Here is a 19,002-nt window from a genome sequence, read left to right as displayed (position 1 = left end):
CGGCCCCACCTCACCGCAGCGGCTCGTCCGGGTCCGGTCGGGACGCGGGCTCCGTGGTCTCGTAGGACGGGAAGGGCTGGTACGGCTCGACGGGCTCCGGCTGGACCCAGCCGACCTGTCGCTCGTGGTTCCGGCGACCGGCGAGCACGCTGGCCACGAGGCCGGCGCCGCCGGCGAGCACCCACGGCAGCGGCAGCAGCCAGCGGATGTGCTCGTCGGCGACAGCGTCGCTCTGGACGATCGCCCAGACCGCGACCAGGCCGAGGAAGGCCATGCCCATCACGAGATGGCCGATGTTGACGGGGTGGCGGCCGCTGTTCAGGCGACCGGTCGGGTGCTCGCTCATCGGGTCCTCATCTCGATCTCGCCGAAGTCCATGTCGGCCGTGATGGTGAGCTCGGGGTGGTCGCCGAGGCCGGGGTCGTGGAACTCGCTGGAGCTGGTGGAGATGCCGTCGCGCCGCTCGCCGAACAGGTCGATCGCCCCGGGGCCGTCCACGGTCGCCTGCGCGTCGACCGCGAGACCCTCGGGCACGATCACCTCGATCCGGCCGACGTTCACCTCGAGATCGAGGGTGCGTCCGTCGAGGTTCTCCAGGTCCTGGACGTCGGTCAGGTCGATCACCAGCTCGCCCGCGCCGAAGCTGTAGCTCTCGTCGAGGTCGGCCGCGAGCACCGGCCGCTCGGTCGTGGCCTCACCGTCCCACCGGTCGGCCGCCGTGGCGCCGGCGGTCGCCACGGCCGCGATCAGCCCCAGCAGGATCAGGCCGCCGGCCCGTCCGTAGGAGGCACCGACCACGAGCATCGCGCCGATGGTCGCCAGGGCGAGGGCCGGGTACGCCGCGTCGGCCACGGGGGCGCCCGCGAGGTCGGCGATGCCGAGCACTCCCTCGAGCAGGGCCACGAGCGCGACGGTGAACCAGAACAGCAGCGGGCCGCGGCGGCGCGGGTCGCGCTGGACCGGCCGCACGTAGGCGACCGGGGGGACGTAGCCGGGGGGCGGGGCGGCGTACGGCGGAGCGCCCGGGACCCAGGCGGGAGCGACGGGCGAGGTGGGCTCCGTCGCCGTGACCGGCTCGTTCGGCACCGGTGCGCCGTCGTACGGCGCGACCGGCTTGGGCTTGTTGCGGGAGAGCACGTAGAGCGCGATCAGGCCGATGATGGCGATCGGCCACGGGAAGCCGATGAACCCCCAGGAGTCGCCGACCAGCGCCAGCGCCGCGAGACCGCCGACGATCACGAGCGCCACCGTGCGGTTGCGGTCGTCGAGGGTGATCGTCGCCTCGGTGCCGTCGTCCTCGGGGACCAGGAGCCAGCAGGCGCCGTAGATCAGCAGGCCGGCGCCGCCGAAGAAGACCAGCACCACGAGCGTCACGCGCAGCAGGAGCGGGTCGATGTCGAGATGCCGACCGAGACCACCGGCGACCCCGGCGATCTTGCGGTCGGTGGTGGAGCGGCGCAGCCGGCCGAGGTCGCGGATCTCCTCGCGCGTGGCCCGCGGACCCTCGTCGGGACCGGGACCCGGTGCTGCGTCGGGTGGTGTCGTCGTCATGTCTCAACCCTCGCCGCGGAGGCGCTCCAGAACCATCGGGGACGACCCTGATCCTGCCGCACCCGGACCCCTGGTCGGGCCGGGACCGGACCGGGGTCCGCATCGGGGGTCTCTCGGGGTCGATCCTCATGGTCCGGGTCCGGCGGCTGTGTGACGATTGCCGGGAGATGAGCGCCGCCACGACACCCACGCCGTACGAGCCCCGGAAGGCCTACCGCGACTCCCAGGACTCGATCCTCGGGGGCGTCGCGTCGGGCATCGCCCGGCATCTCGGCGTCCCGTCGCTGTGGGTGCGTGCCGCCTTCCTCCTCCTCGCGCTGCTCGGCGGCTTCGGCGTCGCGCTGTACGCCGCCTTCTGGCACCTCCTGCCCAGCGACACCCGGTTCGACGACAGCCCGCCCGGGCTGGCCAGTGCCACCCGTGGCGGCCGGCGGCCCGGTCGGCTGCGCCGGCTCGGCGACGTCGGGCCCGCGCTGGCGCTCGCCGCGCTCGGCCTCGGCGCGGTGCTCGCGCTGCAGGCCACGTTCGGTGGGGGAGCGCTCTTCTGGCCGGCGTTCTTCGGGCTCGTGGGTCTCGCCCTGCTGTGGCGGCAGGCCGACGAGGCGCAGCGGGAGCGCTGGGTCGACCAGACCGGCCGGATCGACCCGGTCCGGATCGTGTTCGGCAGCGGCGGCTGGGCGTCGTACGCCCGGGTCGTGGCGGGGGCGCTCCTGGTCGTCTCGGCCGTGTTCATCGTGGGTTTCGAGGGCGCGTCCCCGAGCGACGCCCGCGCGGGCCTGCTCGCCGGCGGGCTGGTGCTGATCGGGATCGCGATCGTGGTCGGCCCGTGGGTCTTCGGACTGGCCTCCGACCTCAGCGCCGAACGCGAGGAGCGGGTGCGCTCGCAGGAGCGGGCCGACGTCGCCGCCCACCTCCACGACTCGGTGCTGCAGACCCTCGCCCTGATCCAGAAGAGCTCGCACGACAGCGCCACGGTGGCCCGGCTCGCCCGCGCCCAGGAGCGCGATCTGCGGGCCTGGCTCTACCAGGGCGAGTCGGCCGACGAGTCGACCGTCGCGAGCGCGCTCCGCGGCGCCGCAGCCGAGGTGGAGGACGCCCACGGGATCTCCGTCGACGTGGTCGCCGTCGGCGACTGCGACCTCACCGAGCCGCTGCGGCCGGTCGTCGCGGCGGCCCGCGAGGCCGTCACCAACGCCGCCAAGCACGCCGGCACCGGGCAGGTCGACGTGTACGCCGAGATCACGTCCGGCGCCGTCGACGTCTTCGTGCGCGACCGTGGCGTCGGCTTCGACCTGGACGAGGTCGCGGCCGACCGCTACGGCGTCCGCAACAGCATCGTCGACCGGATGCGCCGCCACGGTGGCAGCGCGGAGATCCGGACCTCGCCCGGCGAGGGCACCGAGGTGCGCCTGCACCTGTCCCGCACCGACCTCCAGGAGGAGAGCCCATGAACAGCCCCCGTGCCGTCCGCGTCGTCGTCGTCGACGACCACGCCATGTTCCGGCGCGGGGTGACCGCCGAGCTGGCGGCCGCCGGCGCCGGCGAGGTCGAGGTGCTGGCCGAGGCGGCCGACGTCGACGAGGCGGTCGCCGCGGTCGCCGCGCACCGGCCCGACGTCGTACTCCTCGACGTGCACCTGCCGGGCGGCGGCGGGGTCGAGGTGATGCGGCGCGGCCAGTCGCCCGAGACCCGCTACCTCGCGCTCAGCGTGTCCGACGCCGCCGAGGACGTCATCGGCACGATCCGCGGCGGCGCCCGGGGCTACGTCACCAAGACCATCACCGGCCCGGAGCTGGTCTCCGCGATCCGCCGCGTGGCCGACGGCGACGCGGTGTTCTCGCCGCGGCTGGCCGGCTTCGTGCTCGACGCCTTCGCGGGCTCCATCGAGGTCGCGGCCGTCGATGAGGACCTCGACCGGCTCACCGAGCGGGAGCGGGAGGTCATGCGGCTGATCGCCCGCGGCTACGCCTACAAGGAGGTGGCCAAGGAGCTGTTCATCTCCATCAAGACCGTCGAGACCCACATGTCGAGCGTGCTGCGCAAGCTGCAGCTCTCCTCGCGCCACGAGCTCAGCCGCTGGGCCTCGGACCGCCGCCTGCTCTGAGTTTCCCTCGCGGTGGCGTCGGGTACCCCCGGAGGCCATGACCGCCACCACCGATCGTGAGGCCGAGAGCGAGTCCGGGCTCAAGCGCTCCATCACCGGTCCGCAGCTGTTCTTCTACACCCTCGGCGACGTCCTCGGGTCGGGCATCTACGTGCTCATCGGGCTGGTCGCCGCCGCGGTCGGAGGCGCGTTCTGGATCGCCTTCGCGGTCGGCATCACGGTCGCCGCCATCACCGGCAGCGCGTACGCCGAGCTGGCGACGAAGTACCCGAAGGCCGCGGGCGCGGCACTCTACGTCAATAAGGCGTTCGGCAGCAAGGCCCTGACGTTCCTCGTCACGATCTCGTTCCTCTCGGCGAGCTTCGCCGCCGCCGGGTCGCTCGCCAGCGGCTTCGCGACGTACTTCGCCGAGCTGTTCCCCTCGCCGCCCACGCTGCTCGTGGTGCTGGCCTTCCTCGCCGTCCTGACGGTGGTCAACTTCATCGGCATCACCCAGTCGGTGGTCGTGAACATGCTGATGACCTTCGTCGAGATCGCGGGCCTGGCGATCATCATGCTCTGCGCGATCCTCTACATCGGCGAGGGCAGCGCCCACTTCGGCACGCTCACCGAGTTCGCCACCGACGGCAACCCGGTGCTGGCGATCCTCGCGGGCGTCTCCCTGTCGTTCTTCGCGATGACCGGCTTCGAGAACACCGCGAACGTCGCCGAGGAGACGGTCGACCCGCACCGCTCCTTCCCGCGCTCGCTGGTCGGCGGCATGATCGTGGCGGGCATCGTCTACGTGCTGGTGTCGGTGTCGGCGGCGCTGACCGTCGACCCGGGCACGCTGGCGACGTCGCCGGCTCCGCTGCTCGAGGTCATCGAGACGGGCATCCTGCCGTTGTCGACGGGGTTCATGGCCAACGTGTTCGCCGTGATCGCGATGATCGCGATCACCAACACCGCGCTGGTCGTCGTCACCACGCAGCCGCGCATCCTCTACGGCATGGCCAACGAGGACGTCGTACCCGGTGTCTTCAACAAGCTGCACCGCACGCGCCGCAGCCCCTGGGTCGGCCTGATCTTCAGCGCCCTCGTCGTCGCGACGCTGCTGGTGATCGGCACGGTAGTCACCGAGGCCGGGGGCGGCATCGACCTGGTCGGGCGCCTCGCGACCGTGACCGTGGTGTTCCTGCTCGCGATCTACGCGCTGGTCATCGTCGCCACGCTGAAGCTGCGCGGGCAGGACGAGCACGAGGGGACCTACCGGGCCAACACCCCGCTGCTGCTCGTCGGCCTGGTCGGCAACGTCGCGATCCTCGGCTGGACCGTGTACGACGACCCCGCGTCGCTGCTGTGGTGCGCGGGCCTGATCGGCATCGGCGTGGTGCTCTTCGTGATCGAGTTCCTCTTCGGCCGCCAGGACCGCCCCGAGGGCGCCGTACGCGGTGACCCGACCGTCACGCGGTAGCCGCCGCGCCCTAGGATTCGCCCCGTGGACACCCTGCGCCTGATCCTGCTGTTCGTGCACATCCTGGGCTTCGCGGCCCTGATCGGCGGCCTGCTCGCCCAGGCGAAGGAGCCCGTGAAGCGGGTCAACGCCGCCATGCGCGACGGCGCAGGCACGGCCTTCGTCGCCGGCCTCGCCCTCGTCGGCGTCCTCGAGGCCGGCGACGGCGACGTCAACCACGCCAAGATCGCCGTCAAGACCGTCATCGGCCTGGTCATCCTGGTCCTGGTGATGGTCAACCTCCGCAAGGAGCGCATCCCCCAGGGCCTGTGGGTCGGCCTGCTCGCGCTCAGCGTCCTGAACGTCGCCGTCGCGGTCTTCTGGTCGCCCACGCACGCCTGAGCGTCGGCCGGGCGCCGCTGTAACGCGGTGTCCACGTGACTGGTGCGGTGTCGCGACACCGCACCAGATCGGCGAACACCGCGTTACAGCGGCCTCCGACGCGGTGGCCGGGGCACGAGGTACGGCGCCAGGTCGCTGATGTCGCTGCCGAAGCGGGCCTCCGTGTCGGACACCTCCCGCTCGAGCCGGATCAGTGCTGCGGCCTCGCCGGCGCCGTACACGTCGGCCCAGGTCAGTCGGCTCATCCCCAGCTTGAACCCGCACAGCCAGTCCTGCCGCTTCTTCTCCTCCCACAGGGTCTCGTCCGGCGGACGGTCGGACGGGTCCTCGCGCAGGTACTTCACCCTCCCGTCCACCTCGATCAGGTGTCGACCGATCCGGAGGTCGGCGAAGGCGGTCCGCCCGTCGCAGGAGAGTCCGAACTGCGTCTGCGGCTGGCCCCGGCCCAGCCGGGCCACGAGGAGACGGCCCAGCGTCTCGGCGACCGAGTCCGATCCGGGGTCGCAGAGCTCGATCGCCGCCCGGATCTCGCGACTGAACGGCCAACAGCGCATGTGCTCGAACGCCGCCCACAGGTCGCTGCGCCGGGTCCCGAGCCGCAACGCGGAGTCCATCGCCACGATGCCTCGTACGATGCCGTGCTCACGCGTGATGTCGAGGCTCGTGCGGGCCGGATCGAGCACCCGTACGCCGTCGACCACGCGCACCTGCTCCTCGCGGAACGGCGCCTTGTGGTGCTTCACGCCATGCTCGTGTCGCGAGCCGTGGACGCCTCGACGGGTCACATGGGTCGTGGTGGGGCCCGGCAGCAGGACCGGCATCCCGAGCACGACTGCCGCGCTCTCGTGACTGCGCACGTGCGGGTGGGAGATCCGCAAGCAGGCCGCGTCGTCGTACAGCCGCTGGAGCTCGTCGCGAGTGCCACGCGAGTCGACGTACGACCGCGCGGCGTAGACGCCCCGGCGCACGGTCACCCAACTGCCGCTGCGCACCATCCGGTCGATGGCCTCGCCGCTCATCCCGGCCGCGCGCGCAGCCTGGCGCGTCGCCAGTCCCGTGGCGGCGAAGAGGGTCCTGCCCCAGAAGTCGTCCATAGCGGTCAGGCTCAACGAGGGTCGCCGCCCCGTCGCCGCTCCGCCCGATGCCCTGGGGACGGGCCGGGACCGGGGCCGGCTGTGAGCGCCTGGTGGCCATCCAGGCGGTCGCCTTGTGGCTGTAACGCGGTGTCCACCGGCCTGGTGCGGCGTCGCAACACCGCACCAGATCACCGAACACCGCGTTACAGCAGCGCCGACCCCCAGCCCGTCGGCGCCGGACCGTAGGCTGGGCGCAGCATGAGCACCCCCTCCCTTCCCGGTTTCGAGCACCTCACCGACGCGCCGCCCGCCGAGCCGCGCACGACCCGCCGCGGGCCGACCCGCGAGGAGCTGCTCGAGGGGCTCAACGACCCCCAGCGGGCGGCCGTGGTCCACGAGGGCGCGCCGCTGCTGGTCGTCGCGGGGGCGGGGTCGGGCAAGACCCGGGTGCTGACCCGGCGGATCGCGTGGCTGATCCAGGAGCGGCGCGCCCACCCGGGCTCGATCCTGGCCATCACCTTCACCAACAAGGCCGCGGCCGAGATGAAGGAGCGCGTCGAGGACCTCGTCGGCAAGCGCGCGCGGATCATGTGGGTCAGCACGTTCCACTCCGCGTGCGTGCGGATCCTGCGCAAGGAGATCGAGCGCTTCGGCTACAAGTCCGGCTTCTCGATCTACGACGCCGCCGACCAGAAGCGCCTGATGACCCTGGTGCTCAAGGATCTCGACCTCGACCCCAAGCGCTACCAGCCCGGCCCGGTGCTGCACTGGGTGTCGAACCACAAGAACGAGCTGCGCGACGCCGAGGAGGCGACCAAGGACGCGCAGAACAAGCTGGAGGAGCAGTACGCCGCGGCGTACACGCTCTACCAGCGGCGGTTGCGCGAGGCCAACGCCCTCGACTTCGACGACCTGATCATGACGACGGTCCACCTGTTCCAGGCCTTCCCCGACGTGCGCGAGGTCTACCGCCGGCGGTTCCGGCACGTGCTGGTCGACGAGTACCAGGACACCAACCACGCCCAGTACGCCCTGATCCACCAGCTCTGCGCCGAGCAGATGGAGGAGACCGGCGACCTCGAGCACAGCGGTGGCGAGCGGGTCGAGCCCGCGGAGCTGATGGTCGTGGGTGACGCCGACCAGTCGATCTACGCCTTCCGCGGCGCGAACATCCGCAACATCCTCGACTTCGAGCAGGACTTCCCGAACGCCACCTCGATCCTGCTGGAGCAGAACTACCGCTCCACCCAGACGATCCTGACCGCCGCCAACGCCGTGATCGGCCACAACAAGGGGCGCAAGGAGAAGCGTCTGTGGTCCGACGCGGGCGAGGGCGAGCGGATCGTCGGGTACGTCGCCGACGACGAGCACGACGAGGCGCGGTTCGTCTCCGACGAGATCGACAAGCTGTCCGATGCCGGCACGAAGGCCGCCGACGTCGCGGTCTTCTACCGCACCAACGCCCAGTCGCGGGTCTTCGAGGAGGTGTTCATCCGCACCGGCCAGCCCTACAAGGTGGTCGGCGGGGTGCGCTTCTACGAGCGGCGCGAGGTGCGCGACGCCCTGGCGTACCTCCGGATGCTGGCCAATCCCGACGACCAGGTCTCGCTGCGCCGGATCCTGAACACCCCCAAGCGCGGCATCGGCGACCGCGCCGTCGCCTGTGTGTCCGTGCTGGCCGAGCGCGACCGGATCACCTTCTGGGAGGCGCTGCGCCGGGCCGACCAGGCGCCCGGGCTGGCCACGCGGTCGCTGACCAACATCCGTGGCTTCGTCGCGCTGGTCGAGGAGCTGCAGTCGATGGTCGAGGCGGGGGAGCGCGCCGACGTCGTCCTCGAGACCGTGCTCGCCCGCTCGGGCTACCTCACCGAGCTCGAGGAGTCCGACGACCCCCAGGACGCCACCCGGCTGGAGAACCTCGCCGAGCTCGTCGCCGTCGCGCGCGAGTTCAGCGACGACCCGGTCGCCGGCCCGTCCGCCGACCCCGCCGACGTCGACGCCGGCACGGTCGCGCCCGGACTCAACGACTTCCTGGAGCGGGTCGCGCTGGTGGCCGATACCGACCAGATCCCCGAGACCGACGAGGGCGTCGTCACGCTGATGACGCTGCACACGGCCAAGGGTCTGGAGTTCCCGGTCGTCTTCCTCACCGGCCTGGAGGACGGCGTCTTCCCGCACTCCCGGTCGCTCGGCGACCAGACCGAGCTCGAGGAGGAGCGCCGCCTGGCGTACGTCGGCGTCACCCGGGCCCGCGAGCGGCTCTACATCTCGCGCGCCGTCGTACGCTCCGCCTGGGGCGCGCCGTCCCACAACCCCGCGTCCCGCTTCCTCGACGAGCTGCCGATCGACCTGGTCGACTGGCGCCGTACGGAGGCCGCACAGACGCGCTGGGGTCGTCCCGACCTGGCCAGCGGGTCGCCGGCCCGGCTCGGCAGCCCGACCGCCGCAGGCCGTCGCAACTTCTCCTCGGCCGCGGCCCGGGCCGATGCCGCCGCGAAGGCGAAGCCTGCCCGCGCGGTGCCGTCGCTGGAGCCGGGCGACCGGGTCTCCCACGACACCTTCGGCCTCGGCACCGTCGTCGCGCTCGAAGGCGCCGCGGACAAGGCCGTCGCGTCGATCGACTTCGGGACCGAGGGCGTCAAGCGGCTGCTGCTGCGCTACGCGCCGGTGGAGAAGCTCTGAATCACGTCGAGCCGGCGGCAACTACTGCCGACTCGGCGCGCAAGTTCTGCCGACTCGGCGGGTAACTTCTGCCGACTCGGCGGGGAGGTGGGTTACGGCTGGAGGCCGTTGACGACCATGGCGCTGTAGGGGTCGACGGGGTCGCCCGCGCCGGGCCGGACCTCGAGGTGGAGGTGCGGGCCGGTGACGTTGCCGGTGGAGCCGACGGTGCCGATCCGCTCGCCGGCACGCACGGTCTGGCCGGCCGAGACCTCGATCGAGGTCTGGTGGCAGAACCACAGCTCGGTGCCGTCGTCGAGGGTGATGACCGTCTTGTTGCCGTAGGCCCCGTCGTACCCGGTCTCGGTCACGACGCCATTGGCCATCGCGCGGATCTCGGTGCCGGTGGGCGCGGCGAAGTCGAGGCCGGTGTGGTAGCTCGACCAGAGGCCGTACTCGCCGAAGCGGGCGGTCAGCCGGTAGCCGTCCAGCGGGGTGACCCACTGGTTCTCCTCGATGACCGCGGAGCGCTTCTCGGCCTTCTGGGCGAGGTTCATCAGCTCGCCGGTGTGGATCTCGTACTGCTTCTCGACCTCGGCCTTCAGCTCCTGCTGGGCCTCGTCCTCGAGCGCGTCGCGGCGCGAGTCGCGGCTGACGACCTGGCGGCGTTTGTCCTTGAGCAGGTTGACCGTGGAGCCGGCGCTCGCGCCGCTGAGGGCGCTGGCCTGGCTGAGCCGGGGGGCGTCGGCGTCGGCGATGCCGGTGCCGCCGGCCATCAGTGCGCCGCCCGCGGAGACGGCGAGGGCGGCGATGCCGACCAGGACCGGCGCCGACGGGAGCCCGCGGAACAGGGGGCCGCGGTTGCCGGCGTGCTTGACGGCCTTCCGCTTGCCGGGCGCCGCGACGAGCGGGAGCCGCTCGGTGGCGTCGGTGCTGAACGAGGTGGTCGCGTCCGACTGCGCCGCCGGAGCGGGCGGCGTCGGGAGGACGATCGCCTCGGAGACGTGCAGCACCGGCATGGCGGCCGGCGCGACCTCGGGTCGACCTGCGATCCGCCGGCCGACGTACGTCGAGGGCGTCTCCGATCGGGACTCCGAGGGTCCACGGCGTGAGCCGCGGTGGTCCGCTCGGTGATTACCCATGGATCAAGTCGCTCCGGAGGTTCGTTTCGGCGAGGTCTGACAAGCGCCCCAGACTGTAACGGATGGGCTCCGATGGTTGAAACCGGGCGCATGTCGGATTGTGGAGGAACGGCGAGGGGCCGCGGGCCGTTTTCGCCGTTTTCGCAGGTCAGCGCGGGGTCGCCGTGAGCCCGTCACGGCGTCGACGTGGTGCGACTCATCCCGGACCGTCCCGATCCCGCCGGGACCGGCCCTCGCGCCTCCGGCCGCGAGGAGGTGTACGACGGGCACCACGCGGTCACCTTCCGCGGGTATGTCCTCGATCACGTCGGCCGTCCGACCCTTAGCGGAGAGGACATGACAGGGCTATCGTCCCGGGGGATATCCGCGACTAGAGACTGGTGGATCAGTGGACCTGATGGAGTACCAGGCGAAGGAGCTCTTCGCCAAGCATGGTGTGGCAACGACGCTGGGCGTCGTCGTCGAGACCGCCGAGGCCGCCAAGGCCGCCGCCGAGGAGATCGGTGGCGTGACGGTCATCAAGGCGCAGGTCAAGGCCGGCGGTCGCGGCAAGGCCGGTGGCGTCAAGATCGCCAAGACCGCCGACGACGCGTTCGAGCACGCCTCCAACATCCTCGGGATGGAGATCAAGGGCCTCACGGTCAACCGGGTCCTGGTCACGCCGGCCACCCCGCCGGTGGAGGAGTACTACTTCTCCTTCCTCCTCGACCGCGCGAACCGCTCGCACCTGTGCATCGCCTCGGTCGAGGGTGGCGTCGAGATCGAGGAGGTCGCCAAGACCAACCCCGAGGCCGTCCGCCAGATCCCGATCAACGCGCTGGAGGGGGTCACCCCCGAGAAGGCCGCCGCGATCGTCGACGAGGCGAAGTTCCCCGCCGAGCTGCGCGACCAGGCCATCGAGATGGTCCAGAAGCTGTGGCAGGTGTACGTCCAGGAGGACGCCACCCTGGTCGAGGTCAACCCGCTGGCCCGCCTGGAGGGCGACAAGCTGGAGGCCCTCGACGGCAAGGTCTCGCTCGACGAGAACGCCTCGGAGTTCCGGCACCCGCACCACGCGGACTTCGAGATCCGCGAGGAGGCCGACCCGCTCGAGGCCAAGGCCAAGGACCTGGGCCTGAACTACGTCAAGCTCGACGGTGCCGTCGGCATCATCGGCAACGGCGCGGGCCTGGTCATGTCGACCCTGGACGTCGTCGCGTACGCCGGCGAGGCCCACGGCGGCGTGAAGCCGGCGAACTTCCTCGACATCGGCGGCGGCGCCAACGCCACCGTCATGGCGAACGGTCTCGACGTCATCCTCAACGACCCGCAGGTCAAGAGCGTCTTCGTGAACGTCTTCGGCGGCATCACGGCGTGCGACGAGGTCGCCAACGGCATCAAGGGTGCCCTGGAGATCCTCGGTGACAGCGCGACCAAGCCGCTGGTCGTCCGGCTCGACGGCAACAACGTCGAGGCCGGTCGCGCGATCCTGAACGAGCTGAACCACCCGCTCGTGACGCAGGTCGACACGATGGATGGCGCGGCCGACAAGGCCGCCGAGCTGGCGAACGTCTGAGAAACGGAGACCTGAAGCAATGACGATCTACCTCAACAAGGACTCCAAGATCATCGTCCAGGGCATCACGGGTGGGATGGGCTCCAAGCACACCAACCTGATGCTCCAGGCCGACGCGAACATCGTCGGTGGCGTCAACGCCCGCAAGGCCGGCACCACGGTCGAGCTGAACGGCAAGGAGCTGCCGGTCTTCGGCACCGTCAAGGAGGCCATGGAGGCCACCGGTGCCGACGTGTCGGTCGCCTTCGTGCCGCCAGCCTTCACCAAGGACGCCTGCATCGAGGCCATCGACGCGGAGATCCCGCTGCTCGTGGTCATCACCGAGGGCGTCCCGGTCCAGGACAGCGCCGAGGTCTTCGCCTACCTCGACGGCAAGAAGACCCGGATGATCGGCCCGAACTGCCCCGGCATCATCTCGCCGGAGGAGTCGCTGGCCGGCATCACCCCGCACACCATCGCGGGCAAGGGCCCCATCGGCCTGGTCTCGAAGTCCGGCACGCTGACCTACCAGATGATGTACGAGCTGCGGGACTTCGGCTTCTCGACCGCCATCGGCATCGGCGGTGACCCGATCATCGGCACCACCCACATCGACGCCCTCGCCGCCTTCGAGGCGGACCCCGAGACCAAGGCGATCGTGATGATCGGCGAGATCGGCGGCGACGCCGAGGAGCGCGCCGCGGCGTACATCAAGGACAACATCACCAAGCCGGTCGTCGGCTACGTCGCGGGCTTCACGGCCCCCGAGGGCAAGACGATGGGCCACGCCGGTGCGATCGTGTCGGGCTCGTCCGGCACCGCGCAGGCGAAGAAGGAGGCCCTCGAGGCCGTCGGCGTGAAGGTCGGCAAGACGCCGTCCGAGACCGCCGAGCTGATGCGGGAGATCCTGAAGAACCTCTGATCCACCAGCACGGACGACGGCCCCCGGCGAGCACCGCTCGCCGGGGGCCGTCCTCGTTGCTCAGTCGGTGCCGGGGGAGAAGACCTGCATGGACTCGACCAGGTCGGCGACCGCGTCCTGCTCCAGCCCGACCTGCTGGTCGTTGGGAGCGACGCCCGTCGCGGACGTGACCAGCAGCGCGTTGCCGGTGCGCGCCACCACGAAGTAGTCGGCCTGGGTCGGATAGTCCTCGCCCTCGCCGTAGAAGCCCTGCGTGAGCGCGAAGGACTCGTCGGTGGGAAGGCCACCCTCGACGCGCTCCCACCGCACCGTGTCGCCGACGGTGCCGAACGGAGCCGAGTCGCAGGCCTCTGTCGCGTCCCGGAGATCGTTCATGGCGGCGCCTGCCGCAGCGTCGTCCGGGTAGAGCGCCAGGGTGCGGCCGATCGAGTGCTCGGTGCCGGTCTCCTCGTACGCCGCGCCGGCGACGTCCACGGTGCCGGCCCCCGCGTCGAACGCTGTCTCGCCGCAGATCGCGATCGAGGCGACCGCGGGCTCGTCGGTGGTCTCGGTCCCGTCCAGGCCGGCGGCGACGTCCAGGTCACCGGGGATCTCCTGGAGCCATTCCGGTGGGGCCGGACGCGTGGCGATCGGCGGATCGGGCTGCTCGGGGGAGGACTGGTCGGCGACGACGGCGATGGGCGTCGCGATGACGACGAGGGCGGCGGCGACACCCCCGACCGTGGCCAGGGCGGTGTTGCGGCGCCGCATCCGGTCGCCGCGGCGGCGTACCTCGGAGGCGGGCAGGGGGTTCACGGGTGATCCTTCGTTCTTGAAGCCGGCGAAGAGGTCGTCGTCGAGATCAGGCATGGCTGGCTCCCTCCTGGAGTCCTCCGTCGTCGGCGAGCAGCGCGGCGAGCGCCGCCCGGCCCCGGCTGAGCCGGGCCTTGATGGTGCCTTCGGGGACGCCGACCTCGCGGGCGACGTCGTGCACGGACAGGTCCGCGATGTGGTGCAGCACCAGCGCCTGGCGCTGGGCCTCGGGCAGCTGCCGCAGCGCCGTCACGAGGGCCACGTGGCTCTCGCTCGGCGGCGCGGTCTCGGTGCGTGCGCCCAGTGCCCGGTCCTCGGGCCGGCGCGCCCGGACGGTACGGCGCCACCGGCTCACCGCGAGGCGGTACGCCGTGGTCCGCACCCAGGCCTCGGGGTGCTCGGCCCGGTCGAGCTTGCGTCGGTGCGCCCAGGCGCGCACGAACGCCTCCTGCACGCATTCCTGAGCCTCGTCGCGGCTCCCGATCATCGCGTGGAGCTGGCCGACGATGCGGGAGAACGACGCGGTGTAGAAGTCGTCGAACTCGCGTTCGTCCATCCTCGTTCCCGTCTGCTGGTGGGGTGGTGCCTGCTTGTCGGAGTGGATACGCCCCACCTGTGTGCACGGTTGCACACCGCTGGAGTGACTAGACCGCACCGCGCGGTGGGTAGGTTCGCAGCGTGCAGAGCGACGAGGTGCTGACCCTGCTGCAGGACGTCTCCGCCGAGGTGATCGAGCCGCGGTTCCGGGCGCTGGACGACGACCAGGTCGACGAGAAGGGTCCGGGCGACCTGGTGACGGTGGCCGACCGGGAGGCGGAGGTGCTGATCACGGCCGCGCTGACCGCGGCATACCCGGACGCGCTCGTGCTCGGCGAGGAGGCGACGGCCGCCGACCCCGGGCTGCTCGAGCGCTTCGCGAAGGCCGAGCACGCGTTCACCGTCGATCCCGTGGACGGGACCCGCAACTTCGTGCACGGCTCGCCCGACCACGCCGTCATGGCCGCCGAGCTGCGCGACGGCGTCGTGGTCCGCAGCTGGATCTGGCAGCCGCAGCACCGCACGGCGTACGTCGCCGAGCGCGGCGCCGGCGCGTGGCGCGACGGGGTCCGGCTGACCCGCCCGCCGCTGGGCGAGGAGCTGCGCGGCGTGACCTCGCGGCGCAGCTGGCTCGGCCGGGCGCTGGGCACGCTGCGCGAGCTGGAGCTCACCTGGGTCTGCTGCGGCGTGGACTACCCGAAGCTGGTCGAGGGCGAGGCCGACTACGCGCTCTACCGCGGGACGCAGCCGTGGGACCACGCCCCGGGCTCGCTGCTGCTCACCGAGGCGGGCGGGTTCGTCGGCACCTTCGGCGGCGAGGAGTACGACGCGCAGGCCGAGCCGCCGTCCGGGCTGGTCGCGGCGGCCGACCGGGCGACGTACGACCTGGTCCAGGGGCTGCTGGACGGCCTGCCGGGGCTGTCGCGGCGCTGAGCGTCAGGCGCCGGGCCTCGGGAGCCGCTCGAGCCGCTGCAGTGCGCGCTCGGCCAGCGCGAGGAACGCCTTGTCGGTCATCCGCACGTCCCGGGAGGGGACGAAGCCGATCTGGGCGACGGACCGGCCGGTGCGCAGGATCGCCATGCGGTACTCCACCGACCGGTCGTCGGACACCTCGGTCGAGACCTGCCACACGGTGAGGTCCTCGCCGGCGGAGCTGCGGTTGGCGAGCTGGCGGACGTCGGTGCCGAGCTGGTCCTCGGGGCACGCGCGCACCGACCGGCGGACGTTCTCGACGAACGCCCGCGCGCGCCGCTTCGACAGCGCGCCCACGGTCTCGGTGAGCCCGAACTCCGCAGGCAGCCGCGCGCCCGGGATCAGGAACGTGCGGGTCAGGTTGGTCGACCAGCCGGGGCCGCGGAACCGGGCGTCGTCGCACCGGGTGGCGGCGAGGTTGGTCCGCGCCTGCCGCGGATCGGTGCCGGCCCAGGTGCGCCGGTTGACGTTGCTGACGGGAGGCAGGTCGACCGTGTCGAGCATGGCGGGCACCACCCCGACGGGCAACGGGGACACGAGCGCCAGCTGGGGCGTCGAGCCGCACCCGCCGGCGTCGGGCAGGGAGCACAGGTCGGCGACGGCCGTGCCCAGGAGCTGCGCGGTGGGCCGGGGCCGGGGCTTCTCGGACGCGGCGACCGAGGTCACCGTGGTGGTCGTCAGCTGCCCGGTGCGCGCGACGGCGGCGACGAGCGTCGTCGGGTCGGCCCCCCAGCTCCGCAGGGTCAGGAGCATCGCCTCGTCGCCGACGCCGGTGATCCGCTGGGTGGTCAGCAGCTGGGTGCGGTCCTCGCTGCAGCCGGCGAACCAGCGCAGCATCGTGCGGAACGCGCGGTGCGCCGCGTCCTCGGTGGCGGAGGCCTCCGCCAGCTGGGTCGCGGTCCGGGCCGGCTGCCGGCGCGGCGTCGCGGCGGTGAAGTCGCGGACCAGGGCGGCCGAGCTGCGGGCGTCGGCGTACCGGGTGAGCTGGCAGGGCAGGACCAGGCCGTCCCCGCCCGAGTTGTCGTGGGTCCGGCCCTCGCTCCACGCCCCGCCGGGCACGGTGGCGGTGACCTGGTCGGCGGTGAGCAGGGCCGCCTCGTCCAGGGCCGGGGGCGGCGGCGCCGCGGTCGGGGTGCCCTGCTGGCCGGCCGGCGCGAGCTCCCGGTCCAGGGTCGGTTGCACGCCGCCGCCGGTGTCGGTCACGGCGATGCCGGTCACGACCAGGGTGGCGACGGCGGCGACCATCCCGACGGCGGTGTGGGTACGACGCCGCGCGGCCCCCGCGCGGCGCAGGATCGAGGCCCGGGGGAGCCGCACGCCCGCGACGACGTCGGCGAGCGGTGCGAAGACGGCCCGGGCGACCGGGGTGCCGAGCTCGAGGTGGATCGCGAGCTGGGAGGTCGCCGTCTGCAGCTCCCGCTCGGCGTCCTCGCGGGTGAGGCCCACCTCGCGGGCGAAGTCGGCGAGGGTGCCGGTGGCGAGCACGGTCAGCAGCAGGATCTTGCGCTGGTCGACGCTCAGCTTCCCCAGCGCCTCCAGGGTGGCCTGCGCCTCCGGGGAGAGGCCCTTCTCGCGGTGCCAGATCCGGGTGGTGTGGCGCCGCTGGGCGTGCGCCCAGGCGATCGGGCGGATGTAGGACTCCGGGTCGCCGTGCCGGTTCGCCTTGCGCCAGTGGTGCCAGGCGACGACGAACGCGTCGTTGACCGCGGCCTTCGCGGCCGGGAGGTCACCGGTGAGCGCGTAGGTCTGCAGCAGCAGCCTGGTCCGGGCGTCGGCGTAGCACGCGTCGAACTCTTCTGGGTCCCTCATGGCCCGTCCACGGTACGCGACGGCGTGGCGGCTCCGAAGCCCCGGACCGGACGGCCATGATGGATCGATCATGACCTCCGAGCTTCTGGACCAGCGCCGCAGCCGGGACGACCTCCGGCACCGCCGTCCGCTCGCCCTGATCGCCACCCTCGGCGGGGCGGCCGCCGCCGCCTCGACCCTCGTCGTCTGCCTGGCGGCCGGCATCCTCGGCTGGTTCCTGACCGACGCCGGGTCGCACGGCGAGCCGCGCGACGCGCTGCAGGTCGGTGCCCTGGGCTGGCTGATGGGCCACGGCTCGGGCATCACGGTCGAGGGGACGCCCGTCAGCGTCGTACCTCTCGGCCTGACGCTGGTCGTCGCCTGGACCCTCTGGCGGATCGGGATCCGGGTGGGGGACTCGGTCTCCGGTCACGGACCCGACGCGGACGCCATCGCCGACGGCGAGCGGGACCTCACCGTCCCCGTGGCCGCGTCGCTCCTCGCCGCCGGGTACGCCGTCGTGCTCACCGTCACCCACACGCTGGCCGCCACCCCCGCGACGTCCCCGTCGCTGGGCCGGTCGCTGCTGTGGTCGATCCTGCTGTGTCTGGTCGTCGGCGGCGCGGGCATCGCGGTCGGCTCCGGGCGGGCGGCGATCTGGGCGGCCTTCGTCCCGGTCGCGCTCCGCGAGGCCGCGGTCACCTGCCGGCGGATCCTGCTCGGCTGGTTCCTGGTCGCCGGCCTGGTCCTGGTCGCGGCCCTCGTCGTCGACCTCGACACCGCGGTCAACGTGATGTCGCAGCTGCACACGGACGCGGGCGACGCCACCGTCTTCACCCTGCTCAGCCTCTCGGTGGTCCCCAATGCGATCGTGTTCTCCGGCGCCTACCTGCTCGGGCCGGGCTTCACCGTCGGCGTCGGCACCCTCGTGTCGCCCTCGGCCGTGGCCCTCGGCCCGCTGCCGATGTTCCCGCTGCTGGCGGCGCTCCCCGACGACGGGACGCCGCCGGCCTGGACGGCGTACCTCATGGCCCTGCCGCTGCTGGTCGCGTTCGCCGCGACGATGCGCTCGCAGCGGCTGGCCCCCACCGCGCGCTGGGACGAGGGGATCATCCGCGGGCTCGCCGGGGGCGTCCTCGCCGGCCTGCTGTTCGGGCTGCTCGCCGCGGTCGCCGGAGGCGCGGTCGGCCCGGGGCGGATGACCGACGTCGGGCCGCTGGTCCTCGACACCACCGTGTACGCCGTCACCGCGTTCGGGCTCGGCGGACTGCTCGGCGGCGTCCTCGCGACCTGGCTGCAGCGGCGTCGGGCCACGCAGGCCGACAGGGCCGAGAACCCCTAGACTGCGCCGCGTGCCAGCCGAGCCCGCGTCCGTCGTCGTCCTCGTGTCGGGTTCCGGCACCAACCTGCAGGCCCTGATCGAGGCCAGCCGCGATCCCGCGTTCGGCGCGCGCATCGTCGCCGTCGGCGCGGACCGCGACGGCATCGAGGGCCTGGCCCGGGCCGAGCGGGCGGGCATCCCGACCTTCGTGCTGAAGGTCGGCGACTTCGAGACCCGCGAGGAGTGGGACGCCGCCCTGGCCGGCGCCGTCGCCGCCTGGGACCCGGACCTCGTCGTGCTGGCCGGCTTCATGAAGCTCGTCGGGCCGGTCTTCCTGGGCCTGTACGGCGGCCGCGTGGTCAACACCCACCCGGCCCTGTCGCCGTCCTTCCCCGGCATGCACGGACCCGCCGAGGCGCTGGCGTACGGCGTCAAGGTCACGGGCGCGACGCTGTTCGTCGTCGACCCGGGCGTCGACACCGGACCGATCGTGGCGCAGACCGCGGTGCCCGTGGAGGACTACGACACGGTCGAGACCCTGCACGAGCGGATCAAGGTGGCCGAGCGGGCGATGCTGGTCGAGACCGTGGGCCGGATGGCCCGCGAGGGGTTCACCGTCGAGGGTCGCCGGGTCCGCTTCAACGCTTGACAGTGGGTATGCTGGCCCCACACGACTGGCGCAGGTGGGTGACCACCAGGGAGTGATCTGCGGGAGCATCGACCGCCTGGGTGCCCCGGCCACCCGAGCCCACCCTCAGGAGTTTTTCC

At 72.4% G+C, this 19,002-nt stretch carries 17 protein-coding genes and 1 riboswitch; of the genes, 10 read left to right on the top strand and 7 right to left on the bottom strand.

Features of this window, described 5'->3' with window-relative positions; all coding sequences use genetic code 11:
• Positions 1 to 10: 10 nt before the first annotated feature.
• Positions 11 to 346 (bottom strand): hypothetical protein, encoded by a 336-nt coding sequence (locus VMF51_RS23635; protein ID WP_325476937.1) that lies wholly within the window; start codon positions 344 to 346, stop codon positions 11 to 13.
• Positions 343 to 1,551 carry a PspC domain-containing protein gene (locus tag VMF51_RS23630; protein ID WP_325476936.1) on the bottom strand — a complete coding sequence of 403 codons (1,209 nt, stop codon included), beginning with the start codon at positions 1,549 to 1,551 and terminating at the stop codon, positions 343 to 345. Before VMF51_RS23630 ends, VMF51_RS23635 begins: the two co-directional genes overlap by 4 nt.
• A gap of 167 nt (positions 1,552 to 1,718) precedes the next feature.
• Here VMF51_RS23630 and VMF51_RS23625 point away from each other — a divergent pair, with 167 nt between their 5' ends.
• The 4 genes from VMF51_RS23625 to VMF51_RS23610 are packed head-to-tail and all read left to right on the top strand — an operon-like array spanning position 1,719 to position 5,489.
• A complete protein-coding gene (locus tag VMF51_RS23625; protein WP_325476935.1) occupies positions 1,719 to 3,002 on the top strand; it encodes a PspC domain-containing protein in 1,284 nt (427 codons plus the stop codon).
• On the top strand, positions 2,999 to 3,655 hold the full coding sequence (locus VMF51_RS23620) for a response regulator transcription factor (RefSeq protein ID WP_325476934.1): 657 nt from the start codon (positions 2,999 to 3,001) through the stop codon (positions 3,653 to 3,655). The genes VMF51_RS23625 and VMF51_RS23620 overlap by 4 nt, the downstream gene beginning before the upstream one ends.
• A 37-nt stretch (positions 3,656 to 3,692) precedes the next feature.
• Complete coding sequence (locus VMF51_RS23615; RefSeq protein WP_325476933.1) at positions 3,693 to 5,108, top strand: APC family permease; 1,416 nt, start codon at positions 3,693 to 3,695, stop codon at positions 5,106 to 5,108.
• A gap of 24 nt (positions 5,109 to 5,132) precedes the next feature.
• Entirely contained in the window at positions 5,133 to 5,489 is a 357-nt protein-coding gene (locus VMF51_RS23610) for a hypothetical protein (protein WP_325476932.1), read from the top strand.
• An 83-nt stretch (positions 5,490 to 5,572) separates the two neighbouring features.
• Here the strand turns inward: VMF51_RS23610 and VMF51_RS23605 are convergent, their stop codons facing one another.
• The gene (locus VMF51_RS23605) at positions 5,573 to 6,583 is read right to left on the bottom strand and encodes a type IV toxin-antitoxin system AbiEi family antitoxin domain-containing protein (RefSeq protein WP_325476931.1); all 1,011 of its coding nucleotides are present in this window, start codon (positions 6,581 to 6,583) and stop codon (positions 5,573 to 5,575) included.
• Between the two features lie 240 nt (positions 6,584 to 6,823).
• On the opposite strand from VMF51_RS23605, the gene pcrA reads away from it, so the two are divergent.
• The gene (pcrA, locus tag VMF51_RS23600; RefSeq protein ID WP_325476930.1) at positions 6,824 to 9,247 is read left to right on the top strand and encodes a DNA helicase PcrA; all 2,424 of its coding nucleotides are present in this window, start codon (positions 6,824 to 6,826) and stop codon (positions 9,245 to 9,247) included.
• 92 nt (positions 9,248 to 9,339) lie between these two features.
• Here pcrA and VMF51_RS23595 read toward each other — a convergent pair whose 3' ends face one another.
• A complete protein-coding gene (locus tag VMF51_RS23595) occupies positions 9,340 to 10,245 on the bottom strand; it encodes a M23 family metallopeptidase (RefSeq protein ID WP_325476929.1) in 906 nt (301 codons plus the stop codon).
• Positions 10,246 to 10,756: 511 nt separating this feature from the next.
• Here VMF51_RS23595 and sucC point away from each other — a divergent pair.
• Both sucC and sucD read left to right on the top strand, forming a co-directional pair.
• Entirely contained in the window at positions 10,757 to 11,923 is a 1,167-nt protein-coding gene (gene sucC, locus VMF51_RS23590; RefSeq protein ID WP_325476928.1) for an ADP-forming succinate--CoA ligase subunit beta, read from the top strand.
• A gap of 19 nt (positions 11,924 to 11,942) precedes the next feature.
• Positions 11,943 to 12,824, top strand: coding sequence for a succinate--CoA ligase subunit alpha (gene sucD / locus VMF51_RS23585; protein WP_325476927.1), 882 nt, complete (start codon positions 11,943 to 11,945; stop codon positions 12,822 to 12,824).
• A 60-nt stretch (positions 12,825 to 12,884) separates the two neighbouring features.
• Here the strand turns inward: sucD and VMF51_RS23580 are convergent, their stop codons facing one another.
• Both VMF51_RS23580 and VMF51_RS23575 read right to left on the bottom strand, forming a co-directional pair.
• On the bottom strand, positions 12,885 to 13,673 hold the full coding sequence (locus VMF51_RS23580; protein ID WP_325476926.1) for a hypothetical protein: 789 nt from the start codon (positions 13,671 to 13,673) through the stop codon (positions 12,885 to 12,887).
• Positions 13,666 to 14,172 (bottom strand): RNA polymerase sigma factor, encoded by a 507-nt coding sequence (locus VMF51_RS23575; RefSeq protein WP_325476925.1) that lies wholly within the window; start codon positions 14,170 to 14,172, stop codon positions 13,666 to 13,668. The genes VMF51_RS23580 and VMF51_RS23575 overlap by 8 nt, the downstream gene beginning before the upstream one ends.
• Positions 14,173 to 14,294: 122 nt before the next feature.
• Between VMF51_RS23575 and VMF51_RS23570 the strand changes: the two genes are divergently transcribed.
• A complete protein-coding gene (locus VMF51_RS23570) occupies positions 14,295 to 15,086 on the top strand; it encodes an inositol monophosphatase (protein ID WP_325476924.1) in 792 nt (263 codons plus the stop codon).
• 3 nt (positions 15,087 to 15,089) lie between these two features.
• Here the strand turns inward: VMF51_RS23570 and VMF51_RS23565 are convergent, their stop codons facing one another.
• Positions 15,090 to 16,934, bottom strand: a complete 1,845-nt coding sequence (locus VMF51_RS23565) for a hypothetical protein (protein ID WP_325476923.1) — start codon at positions 16,932 to 16,934, stop codon at positions 15,090 to 15,092.
• A 70-nt stretch (positions 16,935 to 17,004) separates the two neighbouring features.
• Between VMF51_RS23565 and VMF51_RS23560 the strand changes: the two genes are divergently transcribed.
• A complete protein-coding gene (locus VMF51_RS23560) occupies positions 17,005 to 18,255 on the top strand; it encodes a DUF6350 family protein (protein WP_325476922.1) in 1,251 nt (416 codons plus the stop codon).
• A 1-nt stretch (position 18,256) separates the two neighbouring features.
• Complete coding sequence (gene purN / locus VMF51_RS23555; RefSeq protein ID WP_325476984.1) at positions 18,257 to 18,883, top strand: phosphoribosylglycinamide formyltransferase; 627 nt, start codon at positions 18,257 to 18,259, stop codon at positions 18,881 to 18,883.
• A gap of 11 nt (positions 18,884 to 18,894) precedes the next feature.
• Positions 18,895 to 18,972: riboswitch (ZMP/ZTP riboswitch) on the top strand.
• Positions 18,973 to 19,002 lie beyond the last annotated feature (30 nt).

The organism is Nocardioides sp. (genome assembly GCF_035503875.1).
GTDB lineage: Bacteria > Actinomycetota > Actinomycetes > Propionibacteriales > Nocardioidaceae > Nocardioides.
Note: the sequence above shows the minus strand (reverse complement) of the source record. Positions and strands in the feature narration are given on the sequence as shown.